We start from the raw sequence: 17,087 nt of genomic DNA, 5'->3' as shown, positions 1-17,087 counted from the left end.
TATGAATGGGACAGGCCGAAAAGTCAGACATGCAAAAAAGGTGCTTTAGTCTTGTTGATTAACCTTGCGCTCAATCGATTTGAGGCGCTTGCTCATATCATCAATGTTCATCACCAGTGCAGCTGTTTTACGCCATACCTTGTTAGGTTGCAGCGGAATGCCTGAGGAGTAGACGCCCGGTTCAGTGATAGGACGCATCACCATACCCATGCCAGTCACCGTGACTTTGTCGCATATTTCCATATGCCCATTAATCACGCTGGCACCGCCAATCATGCAGTAACGGCCAATCTTCAGGCTACCCGCCATAATGACGCCACCGGCTACCGCCGTATTGTCGCCAATCACAACGTTATGCGCAATCTGGCACTGGTTATCAATGATAACACCATTACCGATCACAGTATCGTCCAGAGCACCACGGTCAATAGTGGTACACGCGCCGATCTCGACGCGATCGCCAATAATCACGCGACCAAGCTGGGGGATCTTCACCCAGTTACCGCGATCGTTCGCGTAACCAAATCCATCAGATCCAACGACCGTGCTGGACTGGATCAGGCAATTCTCACCGATCTGAATGTCATGGTAAATCGTCACATTCGCCCACAAGCGTGAACCTGCGCCGATTTTAGTATTTTTTCCGACGAAGCAACCTGCGCCGATAACGACGTTATCGCCCAGTTCTACGCCAGACTCAATGACCGCATTTGCGCCCACAGAGACATTGTTACCCAGCTTCGCCGTCGCATCAATTACTGCACTCGGTGCAATGTTTTGTGCCGGCTGCGGCGTGGTATCTAAGATTTGCGCCATGCGAGCATAGGTCAGGTAGGGATTCTTCACTACCAGCGCTGCACTCTTAGCAAAAGGAAGATCGTCCTGCGTCATCACTACGGCAGAAGCCTGGCATACGCCTAAGTGCTCACGGTACTTAGGATTCACCATGAACGTAATATTGCCAGTTTGCGCAGATTGCATGGACGCTACGCCGGTGATGACGATATCGCCATCACCGTGTAATTCTGCATCCAACTGCTCTGCTAAATCAGCCAGTCGAATTGAAGGCATTACTTATTTAACCTGTTTCAGTACGTCAGCGGTGATGTCTTTTACATCGCTGCTGTTGTATGCAACGGTGTTTGCGTCAACGACCAGATCGATGCTCTGGCTGCTGGCAACAGATTTCACAGCAGTCTGGATACGAGTAACCAGTTTGCCACGTTCTTCGTTGGAGCGACGCGCACGATCCTGCTCAAAAGCCTGAGCTTTCTGAGAGAAAGTCTGACGCTGAGCCATAACGTCTTTTTCCAGCTTGGTACGATCGCTACCTGCTTTCATTGATTGCAGACGCTGCATCTTAGATTGCAGATCGGATTCCATACGCTGCAGTTCGCTGGCACGGCCTTTAAACTCGTTTTCCAGCGTAGCAGAAACGCCTGTCTTCTGTGCAACCTGTTGGAACAGGCTACCCATGTTGACGATTGCAATTTTGTCAGCCGCTTGTGCGGACGTTGCCATCGCTAAACCGAGACCTGCAGCTAATAACCACTTTTTCACAATTAACTCCTTACCATCCCATTTGCACCCGAGGGTACAGTTCTTTGCGTGGCCAGGCGATCCCATGCAAGATCGCCTAAAGTCATCGCTACACTACCACTACATTCCTTTGCGAAGAACAATTACCAGGTTTTACCAATGTTAAACTGGAACTGTTCCGCTTTGTCTCCATCGTACTTCTTGAACGGCTGGGCGTAGGAGAAAACCAACGGCCCCAATGGGGACATCCATTGTAAAGCGATACCCGCTGACATACGGATATTGCTTGGATCACTGTAGTCCGGCACACCTATAGCTCTTGTTTGAGCGCTATCCTGCCAGTTAGTATCCCAAACGGTACCCATATCCCAGAAGAACGAGGTACGGACCGAGTTAGCATACTTGTCACTAATGAACGGCGTTGGGGTAATAAACTCCAGGCTGGCGACAGCCATGGCGTTACCGCCCACTGCATCATCCGATTTACAGTCTTTACCGTCTGCGTTGGAACACTCTTCGTAATCGTTATTATCGGAACCACTGGCGTAGGCACCGTTTTTATAGACCGCTTTTGGACCGATGGTATTCGACTGGAAACCACGCACGGTGCTGGAACCACCTGCATAGAAGTTTTCATAGAACGGCATTTCTTTACTGCCAATGCCGTCACCATAGCCTACCTTCGTACGTCCTAAAACCACCCACTTGTGATCGTCATCGATCGGCACATAGGTCGCGGTATCCATCGACACTTTGTAGTATTCGTTATCAGAACCCGGAATGGTCACTTTACCGTTCAGGTTGACGCGTGTACCGTCCGTTGGGAAGTACCCACGGTCCAGTTTGTTGTACGTCCAACCATAGTTAAAGGTGAAGTCATCAGCGGCAAAGCTGTTGGTATTGGTCTCGCCCATTGACTCAAGATAACGATCCATCGCAACCTGCGGCTGCATGTTGGACAGTTTGTTGTGTACATAACCCAGGCCAGCACGCAACGTGTTGTATTCGTTTACCGGGAAGCCAAGCGTTACGTCTGTACCATAACTTTTGTTGGTATAGTCGGACAGATCCGCATCATTCGCTTCAAAGTCATTGTAGAAGACACGGCCACCCAGACTCACACCATCAACGGTGAAGTACGGGTTAGTCACAGACAACTCAGTATAGGTCTGGTAGTCGTTTTTGGTGCCATTGATACCAACAGAATAGCCAGTACCTAACCAGTTATCTTGCTGAACGCCAGCCTGGAAGCTCACGCCGCTCTCGGTACCGTAACCGACGCCGAAGTTAAAGCTACCGGTGTTACGCTCTTTGACCTTATAAACCACATCAACCTGATCCGGACTGCCCGGAATACGCTGAGTATCGGTATCGACGGTTTCAAAGTAACCCAGGCGGTTCAGACGCTCTTTACCCTGATCGACAAGATCGCTGCCCAACCAGGCACCTTCCATCTGACGCATTTCGCGACGCAGAACGGAATCTTTAGAAGTGTCGTTACCTTCAAAGCGAATCTTACGCACATAGAAACGGTTACCCGCATCCACGTTTACGCGCAATTTAACGGTTTTGTCTGCATCGTTGATTTCAGGCTGCGACTGTACGCGCGGATAGGCATAGCCATAGCGACCCAGAAGCTTCTTGATATCATCTTCCATTTTGGTCACTTTAGTGCCGTTATAGAGTTCGCCTGGTTCGATTTTCGTCAGGGTCTCAATTTCGGCAGAATGCCCGGCCAGATTACCGCTCACCTGTACCCCTGAAAGCTTGTACTGATCGCCTTCAGTGATGTTAACGGTAATATAGATACCTTTTTTATCCGGCGTCAGGCTGACCTGGGTGGAATCGATGTTGAAACGAGCATAGCCGCGATCCAGATAGTAGCTGCGCAGGGTTTCAAGGTCGCCCGCCAGTTTCTGTTTCTGGTATTTACGATCGCCCACCACGTTCCACCACGGAACTTCATCACGCAACTGGAAGTGAGAAATAAGTTCCTCGGTTGTGAAGGCATGGTTGCCGACGATATTGATCTGTTGGATCTTCGCCGAAACCCCTTCCTGGAAGACCAGTTTGAGGTCAACGCGGTTACGCGGCAAAGGCGTAACCACTGCTTTCACACTGGCGCTGTACTTACCGACGCTATAGTAGAAATCTTCCAGGCCTTTTTCGATATCAGCAAGCGTGGTGCGATCCAGAGACTCGCCAACACGCACGCCAGACGCCTCGAGATTCTGCTTCAACATGTCATCTTTCACCGATTTATTACCGGAGAAAGTGATGCTGGCAATCGTCGGGCGTTCTTTTACCTGAACCAGAAGGGTATCACCATCGCGCAGGACGCGGACATCCTCAAAGTTACCGGTGGCGAACAGAGCACGAATGGTATTACTGATGTCTTCATCATTAACCGTGTCGCCTGTGCGCACCGGCATACTGAGGAGAGCCGCACCAACGGCGACTCGCTGTAGGCCTTCGAAATGAATGTCCTTCACTACGAACCCTTCAGCACCGTATACGGTGGCGCTGCTAAACAGCAGCGACGCTATGAGCAACTTTTTCATCGCCATCGTTATTATGCGTTCTTCCTAACACTCTCTTACAACCGAGAGAAATCATTGAAAAGTGCAAGCCCCATTAACAACACCAGCAAGATAGAGCCAATGCGATAACTAAAGTCTTGAACCCGCTCGGATACCGGACCGCCCTTCAGCTTTTCAATCGCCAGGAACAGCAGATGCCCCCCGTCAAGAACGGGCAACGGAAACAGGTTGATTATCCCTAAGTTCACGCTGATAAGCGCAAGGAACATCAGGTAATAAATAACCCCGAACTCCGCTGACATCCCAGCCCCCTGGGCGATAGAAATCGGCCCACTGAGGTTGTTCAGTTTTACATCACCGGTAATCAATTTTCCCAGCATACTGACCGTCAGCTTCATCAACTGCCACGTTTTATCCGAGGCTTCGAGGATGGCGCTGAATGGCCCATACTGGCGTACAGTCTTATACTCATCAGGCAGAGGAATAACTTTAGGCACCACGCCCGCAAAACCCTCTGCCTTCCCGTTAACCTCTTTTGAATCTGGGGTTAACGTTAAAGACAAGGAACTTCCTTGTCTTTCAATATCTAGCGCTAACGGCTTATCCGGATTATCGCGCACCTGCGTGACAAACGTCATCCATTGTGTCAGCGGCTGACCATTGACTTTAACGATCCTGTCGCCAGCTTGCAAACCCGCCTTACTTGCAGCGGAGTTAACCTGCACTTCTGACAGCACCGGTTCAATCTGCGGACCGCGCGGACGAATCCCTAAACTGGAGACGGGATCCTGCTTGTCTGGCTCAAATGCCCACTGACGTAAATCCAGCGTTTTGTCCTGACGCTGGTTACTGCCAAATTGCGCTACGCTGAGAGTCGTATGCTGATCGCCAATTTTGGCTACCAGTTGCAATCTTACGGCATCCCAATCAGGGGTTTCGATACCATCAACCGCTTTTAGTTCCGTACCCGGCTGAATTTGCGCCTGCGCAGCAATCGAGTTGGGCGTTATTTCACCAACAACCGGGCGAACGCCAGGAACACCGATGATAAACACCAGCCAATAAGCGAAAATAGCAAAAAGGAAGTTTGCAATCGGACCTGCGGCGATGATGGCTGCGCGTTGTCCAACCGTTTTATTGTTGAAAGCGTAATGGCGCAACTCCGGTGCGACCGGTTCAGCGCGCTCATCCAACATTTTGACGTAACCGCCGAGAGGAATCAGGGCGATGACGTATTCCGTACCTGATTTATCGGTACGCCGCCAAAGCGCTTTTCCAAAACCAATGGAAAAGCGTTCGACGCGAACTCCGCAGCGCCGCGCAACCCAGAAATGACCAAATTCATGCACGGTGATAAGCACACCAAGTGCAACAATGAATGCAGCCAGATTCCAGAGAATACTCAGCATAAGACCATCCGTTAAAGCGTCCTGAATACCAATAACAACAGGCAGGCAAAGACCGGTACCGCAGCCGTCAGGCTATCAATGCGATCCAGAATACCACCGTGTCCTGGAATTAAGTGACCACTGTCCTTTATTCCTGCTTCACGCTTAAACATACTCTCGGTCAGGTCACCCAGCACGGAGGCCAGGGCTGCAACGATGGAGCAAATAAGCAAGGTGACAGGCGCAACCTCAAGATTCGCCCACATGCCATAACCCCATGAGATCACGGCCGCAGTGGCGAGTCCGCCAAAAAAACCCTGCCAGGTTTTACCAGGAGAAACCTTCGGCGCCAGCTTATGTTTGCCAAACAGCTTACCAAACATATAGGCACCAGAGTCAGCTCCCCAGACGAGGATCATGACATACAGCAGCCATAGCGCGCCACTATAATGATTCTCATCATAGTGCCATGCACGTAGCGCCAGCATTCCCCAAAAGAACGGGACAATGGTCAACACGCCGAAAATTATGCGTAATGTTTTGGAATTACGCCATACCGCCGCAGAGCCGGGATAAAACAGTACCAGCAACAGCGCCACGACCCACCAGCCCAGCGACGCCCACAGCGAGACTTCAACCAGAGGCTGATGAATATTGCGATGGTATTCTGGCAGTAAAAACAGCATCAGTGCCAGCAATAGCCCACACAAAACCGCCAGCCATACTCGCTGTGTACGCGTGGTAAAACCGCTTAACTGTCCCCATTCCCAGGCGGCCAGCATACAGACAACCAGCGTGACAATGGCGAACCCCACAGGCGGCAGCAAAAACAACGCCGCGATGACAACGGGTATTAAAACAAAAGCAGAAATCAGGCGATACTTCAGCAAAAGCGACCCCCATCAGGCTTTTTCATCACCGGGCTCGGTGCCGCCGAAACGACGCTCACGATTAGCAAAGGCATGCAGCGCACCTTCAAAGTCTTGTTCATCGAAATCGGGCCAGAGAACATCCGTAAAGTAAAGTTCGGCATAGGCAATTTGCCACAACAGAAAATTACTAATTCGATGCTCCCCCCCAGTCCTTATCACTAAATCCACAGGAGCCAGTTCATGCATACAAATTTGCTGCCCAAGCATCTCTTCATCGATTTGCTCTGGTCGCAGCAGACCATCCTGCACCTGTTGTGCCAGTTGCCTGACTCCCTGGACTATATCCCACCGTCCACCGTAATTCGCTGCAATATTCAGCGTCAACCCGGTATTCTGGGCGGTAATCGCTTCTGATTTGCGAATCCGTTCTTGCAAACGTGAGTTAAATCGACTGATATCCCCGATAATACGCAGACGTACGTTATGGCGGTGCAGGTTTTTCACTTCGCTATCAAGCGCCCACACGAACAGCTCCATTAACGCGCTCACTTCCTGCGCAGGTCGGTTCCAGTTCTCACTGCTAAAGGCATACAGCGTTAACGCATCAATACCGTTATTGGCAGCAAAAGAGACAGCCCGGCGGACGGATTTAGCTCCGGCCTTATGCCCAAAGGCGCGAATCTTCCCTTGCTTTTTCGCCCAGCGGCCATTGCCATCCATGATAATTGCTACATGGCGACAACCATGTGCTGGCAAATTTTCGCTTAATGGTTTAGTTGCAGACAACATAACGCGTTTTTAGTCCCTGAAAGGATTAACGGTACTCAGGAATACTGAAGCCCATCCACAAAAAAGCCGTGTCAAACCACGGCTTACCCGACCGGAAAAAAGCAAATACCCGCGATCGAGTGGCGCAGACTATATCACTGAAGCCCAACGCTAACAAATAGCGCGATTCTGCGTACAGGGATTATCATCAGCTTGAGAGTCGCATCACTTCTTTTCTGGCGACATCCCGCGCGATGGCATCAACCTTCAGCACATCATCAACGCTCTGTGGCTCCTGCAAATCCATCTTATCCAGTACGGATAAATTCAGGTCAGCAATATCGGTAAATCGGATCTGCTGCGCCAAAAATGCGGCAACGGTAATTTCATTCGCGGCGTTCAGCGCGGTCGTCGCCGCTTGCCCTTGCTCAAACGCGTCCATCGCCAGTTTCAGGCAGGGATAACGCTGATAATCAGGTGCGGAAAACGTCAACGCACTGAGTTGGCAAAAGTCGACAGGCTTAACACCAGACGTCACACGTTCTGGCCATGCCATCGTATGGGCAATAGGTGTACGCATATCAGGTTCCCCCAACTGCGCCAGAACGCTACCATCCTGATAACGAACCATCGAATGAATAACCGACTGCGGATGAATCAGCACTTCCATCTGACTCGCACTGGCATTAAACAACCAACGCGCTTCAATGTATTCCAGACCTTTATTCATCATGGTGGCGGAATCGACAGAGATTTTTCGTCCCATCGACCAATTCGGATGACGACATGCCTGATCGGGGGTCATAGAAATCAGATCGGACAATGGCGTTTCACGGAAAGGGCCACCAGACCCGGTAAGCAAAACTGACATGACGCCATTTTGCTCAAGGTCAGCGTATCCCAGATTGTGTTGGATAGGTTGCGGTAAACTCTGAAAAATCGCGTTATGTTCGCTATCTACCGGCAAAAGTTGCGCTTTGTGACGTTTCACGTCGTCCATAAACAGACGACCACAGGTCACCAGAGATTCTTTATTCGCCAGTAAAATGCTTTTGCTCGCACGAATTGCAGCCAGCGTCGGCAGCAATCCCGCCGCGCCAACAATCGCCGCCATCACCTGATCAACATCATCCAGCGCAGCCATATCACAGGCCGCCTGCTGTCCACTCATTACCTCAGTACGACAGCCCTGCTCCAGCAGAGCTATTTTTACCAACGTCGCGCTTTTTTCATCGTCCATTACCGCATAGCGAGGAGCAAACTCCAGGCATTGCTCGACCATACGGGCGACATTTTTACCCGCCACTAACGCAGCAACACGAAATTTTTCCGGGTTATGGCGTACTACATCCAGCGTACTGCAACCAATGGAACCGGTTGATCCCAGGATGGTTAATTGCTTCATGAGACATCCAGAAGAATTTTACCCTTTAAGGTATATAGGCAGAATAAAGCAAAACGCCGCTCTCCAGCCTTCTCAGGCCTTCTAAGCGGCGTTTTTAGCGTACAGGCGAATCAGAACTGCATCAGTTCCGTTTCTTTCTCTGCCAGCGCCGCATCAACTTTCTTGATAGCTGCGTCAGTCAGTTTCTGCACGTCATCCTGAGAACGGCGATCGTCATCTTCGCTGATCTCTTTTTCTTTCAACAATGCTTTCACTTTGTCGTTGGCATCACGGCGTACGTTACGTACGGCAACGCGCGCGCCTTCAGCTTCGCCACGCACGATCTTGGTCAGATCTTTACGACGTTCTTCAGTCAGCGGCGGCAGCGGAACGCGGATATCGGAACCCGCAGAGCTTGGGTTCAGACCGAGGTCGGAAGCCATAATGGCTTTCTCAACGGCTGGTCCCATAGAACGGTCAAACACGTTAATTTTCAGGGTACGGGAATCTTCAACCGTTACGCTTGCCAACTGGCGCAGCGGAGTCGGTGTGCCGTAATATTCCACGACAATACCATCCAGCAGGCTAGGAGAAGCACGACCCGTGCGAATTTTGCTGATTTGGTTTTTGAACGCTTCGACGCATTTGTCCATGCGTACTTCAGCATCTTTTCTGATATCGTTGATCACGTTACGAATCCTTGAAAGCTTGTTTCAGTCAGACCATACCCACCACGCAAGATGTGACAAGTATAGTCTTGATTAATTTTGAGGGACGTATCCCGCGACATTAAAGCGGAATATTACCTGCATTTAGCCGCAACGGGAATTATTCCGTGATTAACGTGCCTTCTTTTTCACCCATAACAACACGGCGCAGCGCACCCGGTTTGTTCATGTTAAAGACACGAATCGGCAATTTGTGGTCACGAGCCAGCGTGAACGCCGCCAGATCCATCACTTTCAGTTCTTTATCCAGCACTTCCGAATAGGTCAACTGCTCGTACATGGTCGCGGTTGGATCTTTAGCCGGATCAGCCGTAAATACGCCGTCGACTTTGGTGGCTTTCAGTACCACATCCGCTTCAATTTCAATACCACGCAGGCAGGCTGCAGAATCGGTGGTAAAGAATGGGTTGCCGGTACCCGCAGACAAAATAACAACGCGGTTGTTGCGCAGCAGGCTGATAGCCTCTGCCCAGCTGTAGTTATCACACACGCCATTCAGAGGAATAGCGGACATCAAGCGAGCGTTCACATAGGCGCGGTGAAGCGCATCGCGCATCGCCAGACCGTTCATGACGGTGGCTAACATGCCCATGTGGTCGCCCACAACACGGTTCATCCCTGCTTTCGCCAGACCAGCGCCACGGAACAGGTTACCACCACCAATCACTACGCCAACCTGGATACCCAGCTCAACCAGCTCTTTGATTTCCTGAGCCATACGGTCAAGGATGCTTGCATCAATACCGAAGCCTTCTGAACCTTGCAGAGCTTCGCCACTTAACTTAAGCAGAATACGTTTGTAGACGGGTTTTGCATTGGTAGCCATGTTTCTTTCCTGAGACTGTCAACGAATGAGATGAGTTAATTCCGGCGACATTGTATGCCGCTTTTCAGCATGACCACTATAGCGGTTCGCTGAATTTACAAGCCAGACACAAAAAGAAGCCGCCCTCAGGCGGCTCCTTTAAAAATTAAGACTGCTTGGACATTGCAGCAACTTCTGCTGCAAAGTCAGTCTCAACTTTCTCGATACCTTCACCCACTTCAAAGCGGATGAAGCCTGTTACGTCAGCATTGTGCTCTTTCAGCAGCTGACCAACAGATTTGCTCGGATCCATAACGAAAGGCTGGCCAGTCAGAGAAACTTCGCCGGTGAATTTCTTCATGCGGCCTTCAACCATTTTCTCTGCGATTTCTTTCGGCTTACCAGACTGCATCGCGATATCCAGCTGAACCTGGTATTCTTTCTCTACCACTTCAGCGGAAACGTCTTCCGGCTTAACGAATTCTGGTTTGCTTGCAGCAACGTGCATTGCCAGCTGTTTAACCAGTTCTTCGTCAGCGCCAGTTGCAGCAACCAGAACACCGATACGAGCACCGTGCTGGTAGTTACCCAGAACGTCGCCTTCCAGGGAAGCAACGCGACGGATGTTGATGTTCTCACCGATTTTAGCAACCAGTGCAACACGTTCTTCTTCGAACTGTGCTTTCAGAACTTCAACGTCAGTGATTTTGCCAGCAACGGCAGCGTCCAGTACTTTGTCAGCAAATGCCTGGAAACCAGCATCTTTAGCAACGAAGTCAGTCTGGCAGTTAACTTCCAGAATGAAAGCGATGTTGCCGTCGATTTTGGTTTTGATTACGCCGTCAGCAGCCACGTTGCCTGCTTTTTTCGCCGCTTTGATTGCGCCGGACTTACGCATGTTTTCGATTGCCAGCTCGATGTCGCCATTAGCTTCAGTCAGTGCTTTTTTGCAATCCATCATGCCTGCGCCAGTACGCTCACGCAGCTCTTTTACCAGGGATGCGGTAATTTCAGCCATTCTAAAATCCTCGGAAGATTTGATCTGCCCGGCATGAAACCGCACAGATTTAAAAGTGAAAAAGGGGGCCATATACAGGCCCCCTAACCAAACGTGATACTACCTGGCCTATATCCGTCATTCTTCAAGCTGCTGGTGCGTTGTTTTCCTTACTCACCCCAGTCACTTACTGACGTAAGCTCCGGGGGATTCGTTGCGTCAACGCCTTCCAGCAACTCGAATTATCCAGGATATATAAGGGGTCGCTCTAACGAGCGTGCCTTATTATTCAGCTTCTACGAAGCTTTCTTCCGCCTGGGAAGCCAGATCCTGAGAACGGCCTTCACGAACGGTAGTAGCTACAGCGCCCAGGTACAGGGTCACAGCACGGATTGCGTCGTCGTTACCCGGGATAACGAAGTCAACACCGTCCGGATCAGAGTTGGTATCAACGATAGCAAATACTGGGATACCCAGGTTGTTTGCTTCTTTGATAGCAATGTGCTCGTGGTCAGCATCGATTACGAACAGAGCGTCCGGCAGACCGCCCATGTCTTTGATACCGCCCAGGCTGTTTTCCAGTTTCTCAAGCTCACGAGTGCGCATCAGCGCTTCTTTCTTGGTCAGCTTTTCGAAAGTACCGTCCTGAGACTGAGTTTCCAGATCTTTCAGACGTTTGATGGACTGACGAACGGTTTTCCAGTTAGTCAGCATACCGCCCAACCAGCGATGGTTCACGAAGAACTGGTCGCAGTTGTTAGCAGCTTCTTTCACCGCTTCGCTTGCAGCGCGTTTAGTACCAACGAAAAGGATTTTACCTTTACGAGCAGAGATCTTGTTCAGTTCAGCCAGAGCTTCGTTGAACATCGGTACAGTTTTCTCAAGGTTGATGATGTGAACTTTGTTACGCGCACCGAAGATGAACGGCTTCATTTTCGGGTTCCAGTAACGGGTCTGGTGACCAAAGTGAACACCAGCCTTGAGCATGTCGCGCATGGAAACAGTTGCCATGATTAAAACCTCTATATATAAAAGTTGGGGTTAAGCCTCCACGCATCCCATATTACCGACCCAAAGGGCACCCCGGAATATGTGTCGATACGTGTGTGTTGTTACACAAAGTGAGATTTGTCGCTCCCGTCCATCGTGTGTAGTCTTCGAACGGATCGGAAGTCCGGCGCGCTTTATACCACAAATACGCCGCCGACACCAATAATTGTTGGCACTGTGTGCTGAATGAACGATGAATTTCGTGTTACAGGAAGGCGGCAAATTTTCGAATCTCCGGGAGCTTACATGTAGTAAGTGAGCGGAGTGAAAAAATACAGCCAACGCACCTGTGGCACGAAAGGCGAAGTTCAGAATGATTCTCAATTTGGCAGGGTACACCCCTGACTGATACCATTGGCAGCACTTAAACAATTATTGCCGATATCATCGGTACTGATGGACAGAATTCATGGCTATCTCAATCAAGACCCCTGAAGAAATCGAAAAAATGCGCGTCGCTGGTCGCCTGGCCGCTGATGTACTGGAAATGATCGAACCATTTGTTAAACCGGGCGTCAGCACTGGCGAGCTGGATCGCATCTGTAATGACTACATCGTGAACGAGCAGCAGGCTATTTCCGCATGCCTTGGCTACCACGGTTATCCGAAATCCGTGTGCATCTCTATTAATGAGGTGGTGTGCCACGGGATCCCGGACGACGCCAAACTCCTGAAAGACGGTGATATCGTCAACATTGACGTCACCGTAATTAAAGACGAATTCCACGGCGACACCTCGAAAATGTTCATCGTCGGCAAACCTACCATTTTGGGCGAGCGTCTGTGCCGCGTCACGCAGGAAAGCCTGTACCTGGCGCTGCGGATGGTAAAACCGGGTATTCGCCTGCGCACACTGGGCGCTGCGATTCAGAAATATGCGGAAGGCGAAGGGTTCTCTGTGGTCCGTGAATACTGCGGTCACGGCATCGGTCGCGGCTTCCACGAGGAGCCTCAGGTTCTGCATTACGATGCAGACGACGGCGGCGTGGTACTGCAGCCGGGCATGACCTTCACCGTAGAACCTATGCTGAATGCCGGTGATTACCGCATCCGCACCATGAAAGACGGCTGGACGGTAAAAACCAAAGACCGGAGCTTGTCTGCTCAGTACGAGCATACTATTGTGGTGACGGAAAACGGCTGTGAAATTCTGACGTTACGCAAGGATGACACCATCCCGGCGATCATCACACACGGCGAATAATGTTTTGCCTGATGGCGATGCCCCTGCATCTTATCAGGCCTACAAGTTGCACCTTTACTCAAAATCATTCGAATTGATTCAAGACGGCAAGAGAGTGAACCTCCAGAAGCGTACAAAAGTACGTGACTGGAGTGAACGAGCGCAGCCAACGCAGAAGCAGCTTGAAGGATGAAGAGTAAATCCGTAGGCCGGGTAAGGCGCATTAGCCGCCATCCGGCTTTTTAATGGGTGGCGCAAAATGAATACTCTTCCTGAACAGCACGCAAATACTGCCCTCCCCACCCTGCCTGGCCAACCGCAAAATCCCGGAACCTGGCCGCAGCACGACCTCAACTGTCCCGGCATTAAAGCGCATATCGACGCGTTCCAGCACTGGTTAGGTGAAGCGTTTGACAGCGGGATCTCCGCTGAACAGCTGATTGAGGCCCGCACCGAGTTTATTGACCAGTTGCTTCAGCGTCTGTGGATTGAAGCTGGTTTTGGTCAAATTGCCGACCTGGCGCTGGTTGCAGTTGGCGGTTACGGACGCGGCGAACTGCATCCGCTTTCCGATATTGACCTGCTAATCCTCAGTCGTAAAAAGCTCCCTGACGCGCAGGCCGAAAAAGTCGGCGAGTTGTTAACGCTGCTGTGGGACGTGAGGCTCGAGGTTGGGCACAGCGTGCGCACGCTGGAAGAGTGTCTGCTGGAAGGATTGTCAGACTTAACCGTCGCCACCAACCTGATAGAAACACGCCTGCTGATTGGCGACGTGGCGCTGTTTCTTGAGCTACAAAAGCATATTTTTAGCGAAGGTTTCTGGCCGTCCGATAAATTTTACGCCGCCAAAGTGGAAGAGCAAAATCAGCGCCACCAACGCTATCACGGCACGAGCTACAACCTGGAGCCGGATATCAAAAGCAGCCCCGGCGGCCTGCGCGATATTCATACTCTGCAATGGGTCGCCCGCCGCCATTTTGGCGCTACCTCGCTGGATGAAATGGTCGGCTTTGGCTTCCTGACGCTGGCAGAACGCGCCGAATTGAATGAATGTCTGCACATCCTCTGGCGCATTCGCTTCGCCCTGCATCTGGAGGTCAGTCGCTACGATAACCGCCTGCTGTTTGATCGTCAGCTCAGCGTGGCGCAACGCCTGAACTACGGCGGTGAAGGCAACGAGCCAATCGAGCGGATGATGAAAGACTATTTCCGCGTTACGCGGCGGGTCAGCGAACTGAACCACATGCTGCTGCAGCTATTTGACGAGGCAATCCTCGCCCTGCCCGCCGATGAAAAACCTCGTCCGATTGACGACGACTTTCAACTACGCGGCTCGTTGATTGATCTGCGCAACGACGACCTGTTTATCCGCAAACCCGAAGCGATATTGCGGATGTTTTACATCATGGTGCGTAACAGCGCGATCGCTGGGATTTACTCCACCACGCTGCGCCATCTGCGTCATGCCCGCCGTCATTTAACCCAGCCGCTGTGCTACATCCCGGAAGCGCGCTCACTATTTCTGAGTATGTTGCGCCATCCGGGAGCAGTGAGTCGCGGCCTGCTGCCGATGCATCGCCATAGCGTTTTGTGGGCCTATATGCCGCAATGGTCACATATTGTCGGCCAAATGCAGTTTGACCTGTTTCATGCCTACACGGTGGATGAACACACCATCCGCGTGATGCTCAAGCTGGAAAGTTTTGCTAACGAAGAGACCCGCCCGCGCCATCCGCTGTGCGTGGATCTGTGGCCGCGCTTGCGACAACCTGAACTGATTCTGATTGCCGCGCTGTTCCACGATATCGCCAAAGGTCGCGGCGGCGATCACTCGGTTCTCGGCGCCCAGGACGTGCTCAAATTCGCCGAACTGCACGGTCTGAACTCACGTGAAACGCAGCTGATCGTCTGGCTGGTGCGTCAGCATTTGCTGATGTCGGTGACCGCTCAGCGCCGTGATATTCAGGATCCAGAAGTGATCAAGCAATTCGCTGAAGAAGTACAAACGGAACACCGTCTGCGCTTTTTAGTGTGCCTGACCGTCGCGGATATTTGCGCTACTAACGAAACGCTGTGGAATAGCTGGAAGCAAAGTTTGCTGCGTGAGTTGTACTTTGCCACGGAAAAACAGCTACGTCGCGGGATGCAAAACACGCCGGATATGCGCGAACGCGTTCGCCATCATCAGCTTCAGGCGCTGGCGCTACTGCGTATGGATAACATTGATGAAGAAGCGCTGCACCACATCTGGTCGCGCTGTCGCGCCAACTATTTCGTGCGCCACAGCCCAAATCAACTGGCCTGGCATGCGCGTCATCTGCTGCAACACGATCTCAGTAAGCCGCTAATCCTGCTCAGCCCGCAGGCCACGCGCGGCGGAACAGAAATATTCATTTGGAGCCCCGATCGCCCTTACCTGTTTGCCGCCGTTTGCGCCGAACTGGACAGGCGCAATCTAAGCGTCCACGATGCGCAGATCTTTACCACCCGCGATGGGATGGCGATGGATACGTTCATTGTACTGGAGCCGGACGGTAGCCCGCTGTCGTCAGACCGACACGAAGCGATCCGTTTTGGACTGGAACAGGCGATCACGCAGCGGAGCTGGCAGCCGCCGCAGCCGCGTCGCCAACCGGCAAAATTACGCCACTTTACCGTCGATACCGAGGTCACTTTCCTGCCGACCCATACCGACCGAAAATCATTCCTTGAGCTTATCGCCCTCGACCAGCCTGGACTGCTGGCGCGGGTCGGGCAGATTTTTGCCGATCTGGGAATTTCGCTGCATGGCGCCCGAATTACAACCATTGGCGAGCGAGTAGAAGATTTATTCATAATCGCCACTGCCGACCGGCGCGCCCTTAATAATGAGCTGCAGCAGGAAGTACATCAACGGTTGACAGAGGCCCTCAATCCAAACGATAAAGGGTAATGTTTTTATTTATTATGGAAAGAGTTTAACAATGCAGCAGTTACAGAACGTTATTGAGTCCGCTTTCGAGCGCCGTGCCGACATTACTCCGGCAAATGTAGATACCGTAACCCGCGAAGCGGTGAATCAGGTTATTGCTTTACTGGATTCCGGTGCACTGCGCGTCGCAGAGAAGATTGAGGGTCAGTGGGTCACGCATCAGTGGCTGAAAAAGGCGGTCCTGCTCTCTTTCCGTATTAACGATAATCAGGTTATCGAGGGTGCGGAAAGTCGTTACTTCGATAAAGTACCGATGAAATTCGCCAACTATGATGAAGCACGCTTCCAGAAAGAGGGTTTCCGCGTGGTTCCGCCAGCAGCCGTACGCCAGGGTGCGTTTATCGCACGTAACACCGTACTGATGCCTTCTTACGTAAACATCGGCGCTTATGTTGATGAAGGTACAATGGTTGATACCTGGGCGACCGTGGGTTCCTGCGCGCAAATCGGTAAAAACGTTCACCTGTCCGGTGGCGTTGGCATCGGCGGCGTACTGGAGCCGTTACAGGCTAACCCGACCATCATCGAGGACAACTGCTTCATCGGCGCGCGCTCTGAAGTGGTTGAAGGCGTGATCGTCGAAGAAGGCTCTGTTATCTCTATGGGCGTGTACATCGGTCAAAGCACCCGTATTTACGATCGCGAAACCGGCGAAGTGCATTATGGCCGCGTTCCGGCAGGCTCTGTGGTTGTCTCCGGCAACCTGCCGTCGAAAGATGGCAAATATAGCCTGTACTGCGCGGTAATTGTGAAGAAAGTCGATGCCAAAACGCGTGGCAAAGTAGGAATCAACGAACTGTTACGCACCATCGACTAACAGTGATTTGAAAAAGCGGGCTTAGCCCGCTTTTTTTACATCTAC

The 17,087-nt window shown here is 51.5% G+C and carries 14 protein-coding genes; 3 read left to right on the top strand and 11 right to left on the bottom strand.

Annotated features, from left to right (window positions below):
- Window positions 1–45 precede the first annotated feature (45 nt).
- The 11 genes from lpxD to rpsB form a co-directional block, all read right to left on the bottom strand.
- Window positions 46–1,071, bottom strand: a complete 1,026-nt coding sequence (lpxD, locus tag On2M_RS04990; RefSeq protein WP_151216798.1) for a UDP-3-O-(3-hydroxymyristoyl)glucosamine N-acyltransferase — start codon at window positions 1,069–1,071, stop codon at window positions 46–48.
- Between the two features lie 3 nt (window positions 1,072–1,074).
- Window positions 1,075–1,560: a molecular chaperone Skp gene (skp, locus tag On2M_RS04985; RefSeq protein ID WP_003018533.1), complete on the bottom strand. Its 486-nt coding sequence runs from the start codon at window positions 1,558–1,560 to the stop codon at window positions 1,075–1,077.
- A gap of 122 nt (window positions 1,561–1,682) precedes the next feature.
- Complete coding sequence (bamA, locus tag On2M_RS04980; RefSeq protein WP_151216797.1) at window positions 1,683–4,106, bottom strand: outer membrane protein assembly factor BamA; 2,424 nt, start codon at window positions 4,104–4,106, stop codon at window positions 1,683–1,685.
- A gap of 29 nt (window positions 4,107–4,135) precedes the next feature.
- Window positions 4,136–5,488 carry a sigma E protease regulator RseP gene (gene rseP / locus On2M_RS04975; protein ID WP_151224585.1) on the bottom strand — a complete coding sequence of 451 codons (1,353 nt, stop codon included), beginning with the start codon at window positions 5,486–5,488 and terminating at the stop codon, window positions 4,136–4,138.
- An 11-nt stretch (window positions 5,489–5,499) separates the two neighbouring features.
- On the bottom strand, window positions 5,500–6,357 hold the full coding sequence (cdsA, locus tag On2M_RS04970; RefSeq protein ID WP_151216795.1) for a phosphatidate cytidylyltransferase: 858 nt from the start codon (window positions 6,355–6,357) through the stop codon (window positions 5,500–5,502).
- A gap of 12 nt (window positions 6,358–6,369) precedes the next feature.
- Window positions 6,370–7,128 carry a (2E,6E)-farnesyl-diphosphate-specific ditrans,polycis-undecaprenyl-diphosphate synthase gene (gene ispU / locus On2M_RS04965; protein WP_003018543.1) on the bottom strand — a complete coding sequence of 253 codons (759 nt, stop codon included), beginning with the start codon at window positions 7,126–7,128 and terminating at the stop codon, window positions 6,370–6,372.
- Window positions 7,129–7,315: 187 nt separating this feature from the next.
- Window positions 7,316–8,512, bottom strand: a complete 1,197-nt coding sequence (gene ispC, locus On2M_RS04960) for a 1-deoxy-D-xylulose-5-phosphate reductoisomerase (RefSeq protein WP_151216794.1) — start codon at window positions 8,510–8,512, stop codon at window positions 7,316–7,318.
- 110 nt (window positions 8,513–8,622) lie between these two features.
- Window positions 8,623–9,180, bottom strand: coding sequence for a ribosome recycling factor (gene frr / locus On2M_RS04955; RefSeq protein WP_016151760.1), 558 nt, complete (start codon window positions 9,178–9,180; stop codon window positions 8,623–8,625).
- 139 nt (window positions 9,181–9,319) lie between these two features.
- On the bottom strand, window positions 9,320–10,045 hold the full coding sequence (pyrH, locus tag On2M_RS04950) for a UMP kinase (RefSeq protein ID WP_151216793.1): 726 nt from the start codon (window positions 10,043–10,045) through the stop codon (window positions 9,320–9,322).
- A 145-nt stretch (window positions 10,046–10,190) separates the two neighbouring features.
- Window positions 10,191–11,042 (bottom strand): translation elongation factor Ts, encoded by an 852-nt coding sequence (tsf, locus tag On2M_RS04945; RefSeq protein ID WP_151216792.1) that lies wholly within the window; start codon window positions 11,040–11,042, stop codon window positions 10,191–10,193.
- A 264-nt stretch (window positions 11,043–11,306) separates the two neighbouring features.
- A complete protein-coding gene (gene rpsB, locus On2M_RS04940; RefSeq protein ID WP_016151758.1) occupies window positions 11,307–12,032 on the bottom strand; it encodes a 30S ribosomal protein S2 in 726 nt (241 codons plus the stop codon).
- A 448-nt stretch (window positions 12,033–12,480) separates the two neighbouring features.
- Here rpsB and map point away from each other — a divergent pair, with 448 nt between their 5' ends.
- The 3 genes from map (at window position 12,481) to dapD (ending at window position 17,042) form a co-directional block, all read left to right on the top strand.
- Window positions 12,481–13,275 carry a type I methionyl aminopeptidase gene (gene map, locus On2M_RS04935; RefSeq protein ID WP_151216791.1) on the top strand — a complete coding sequence of 265 codons (795 nt, stop codon included), beginning with the start codon at window positions 12,481–12,483 and terminating at the stop codon, window positions 13,273–13,275.
- Window positions 13,276–13,513: 238 nt separating this feature from the next.
- Window positions 13,514–16,186 (top strand): bifunctional uridylyltransferase/uridylyl-removing protein GlnD, encoded by a 2,673-nt coding sequence (gene glnD / locus On2M_RS04930; RefSeq protein WP_151224583.1) that lies wholly within the window; start codon window positions 13,514–13,516, stop codon window positions 16,184–16,186.
- 31 nt (window positions 16,187–16,217) lie between these two features.
- Window positions 16,218–17,042, top strand: coding sequence for a 2,3,4,5-tetrahydropyridine-2,6-dicarboxylate N-succinyltransferase (gene dapD / locus On2M_RS04925; RefSeq protein WP_003837532.1), 825 nt, complete (start codon window positions 16,218–16,220; stop codon window positions 17,040–17,042).
- Window positions 17,043–17,087: the final 45 nt, after the last annotated feature.

The sequence above is a fragment of the Citrobacter sp. On2M genome, from assembly GCF_018035235.1.
GTDB classification, from domain to species: Bacteria; Pseudomonadota; Gammaproteobacteria; order Enterobacterales; family Enterobacteriaceae; genus Citrobacter; species Citrobacter meridianamericanus.
The sequence above is the reverse complement of the archived record's forward strand: the minus strand, read 5'-3'. Positions and strand labels throughout refer to the sequence as shown.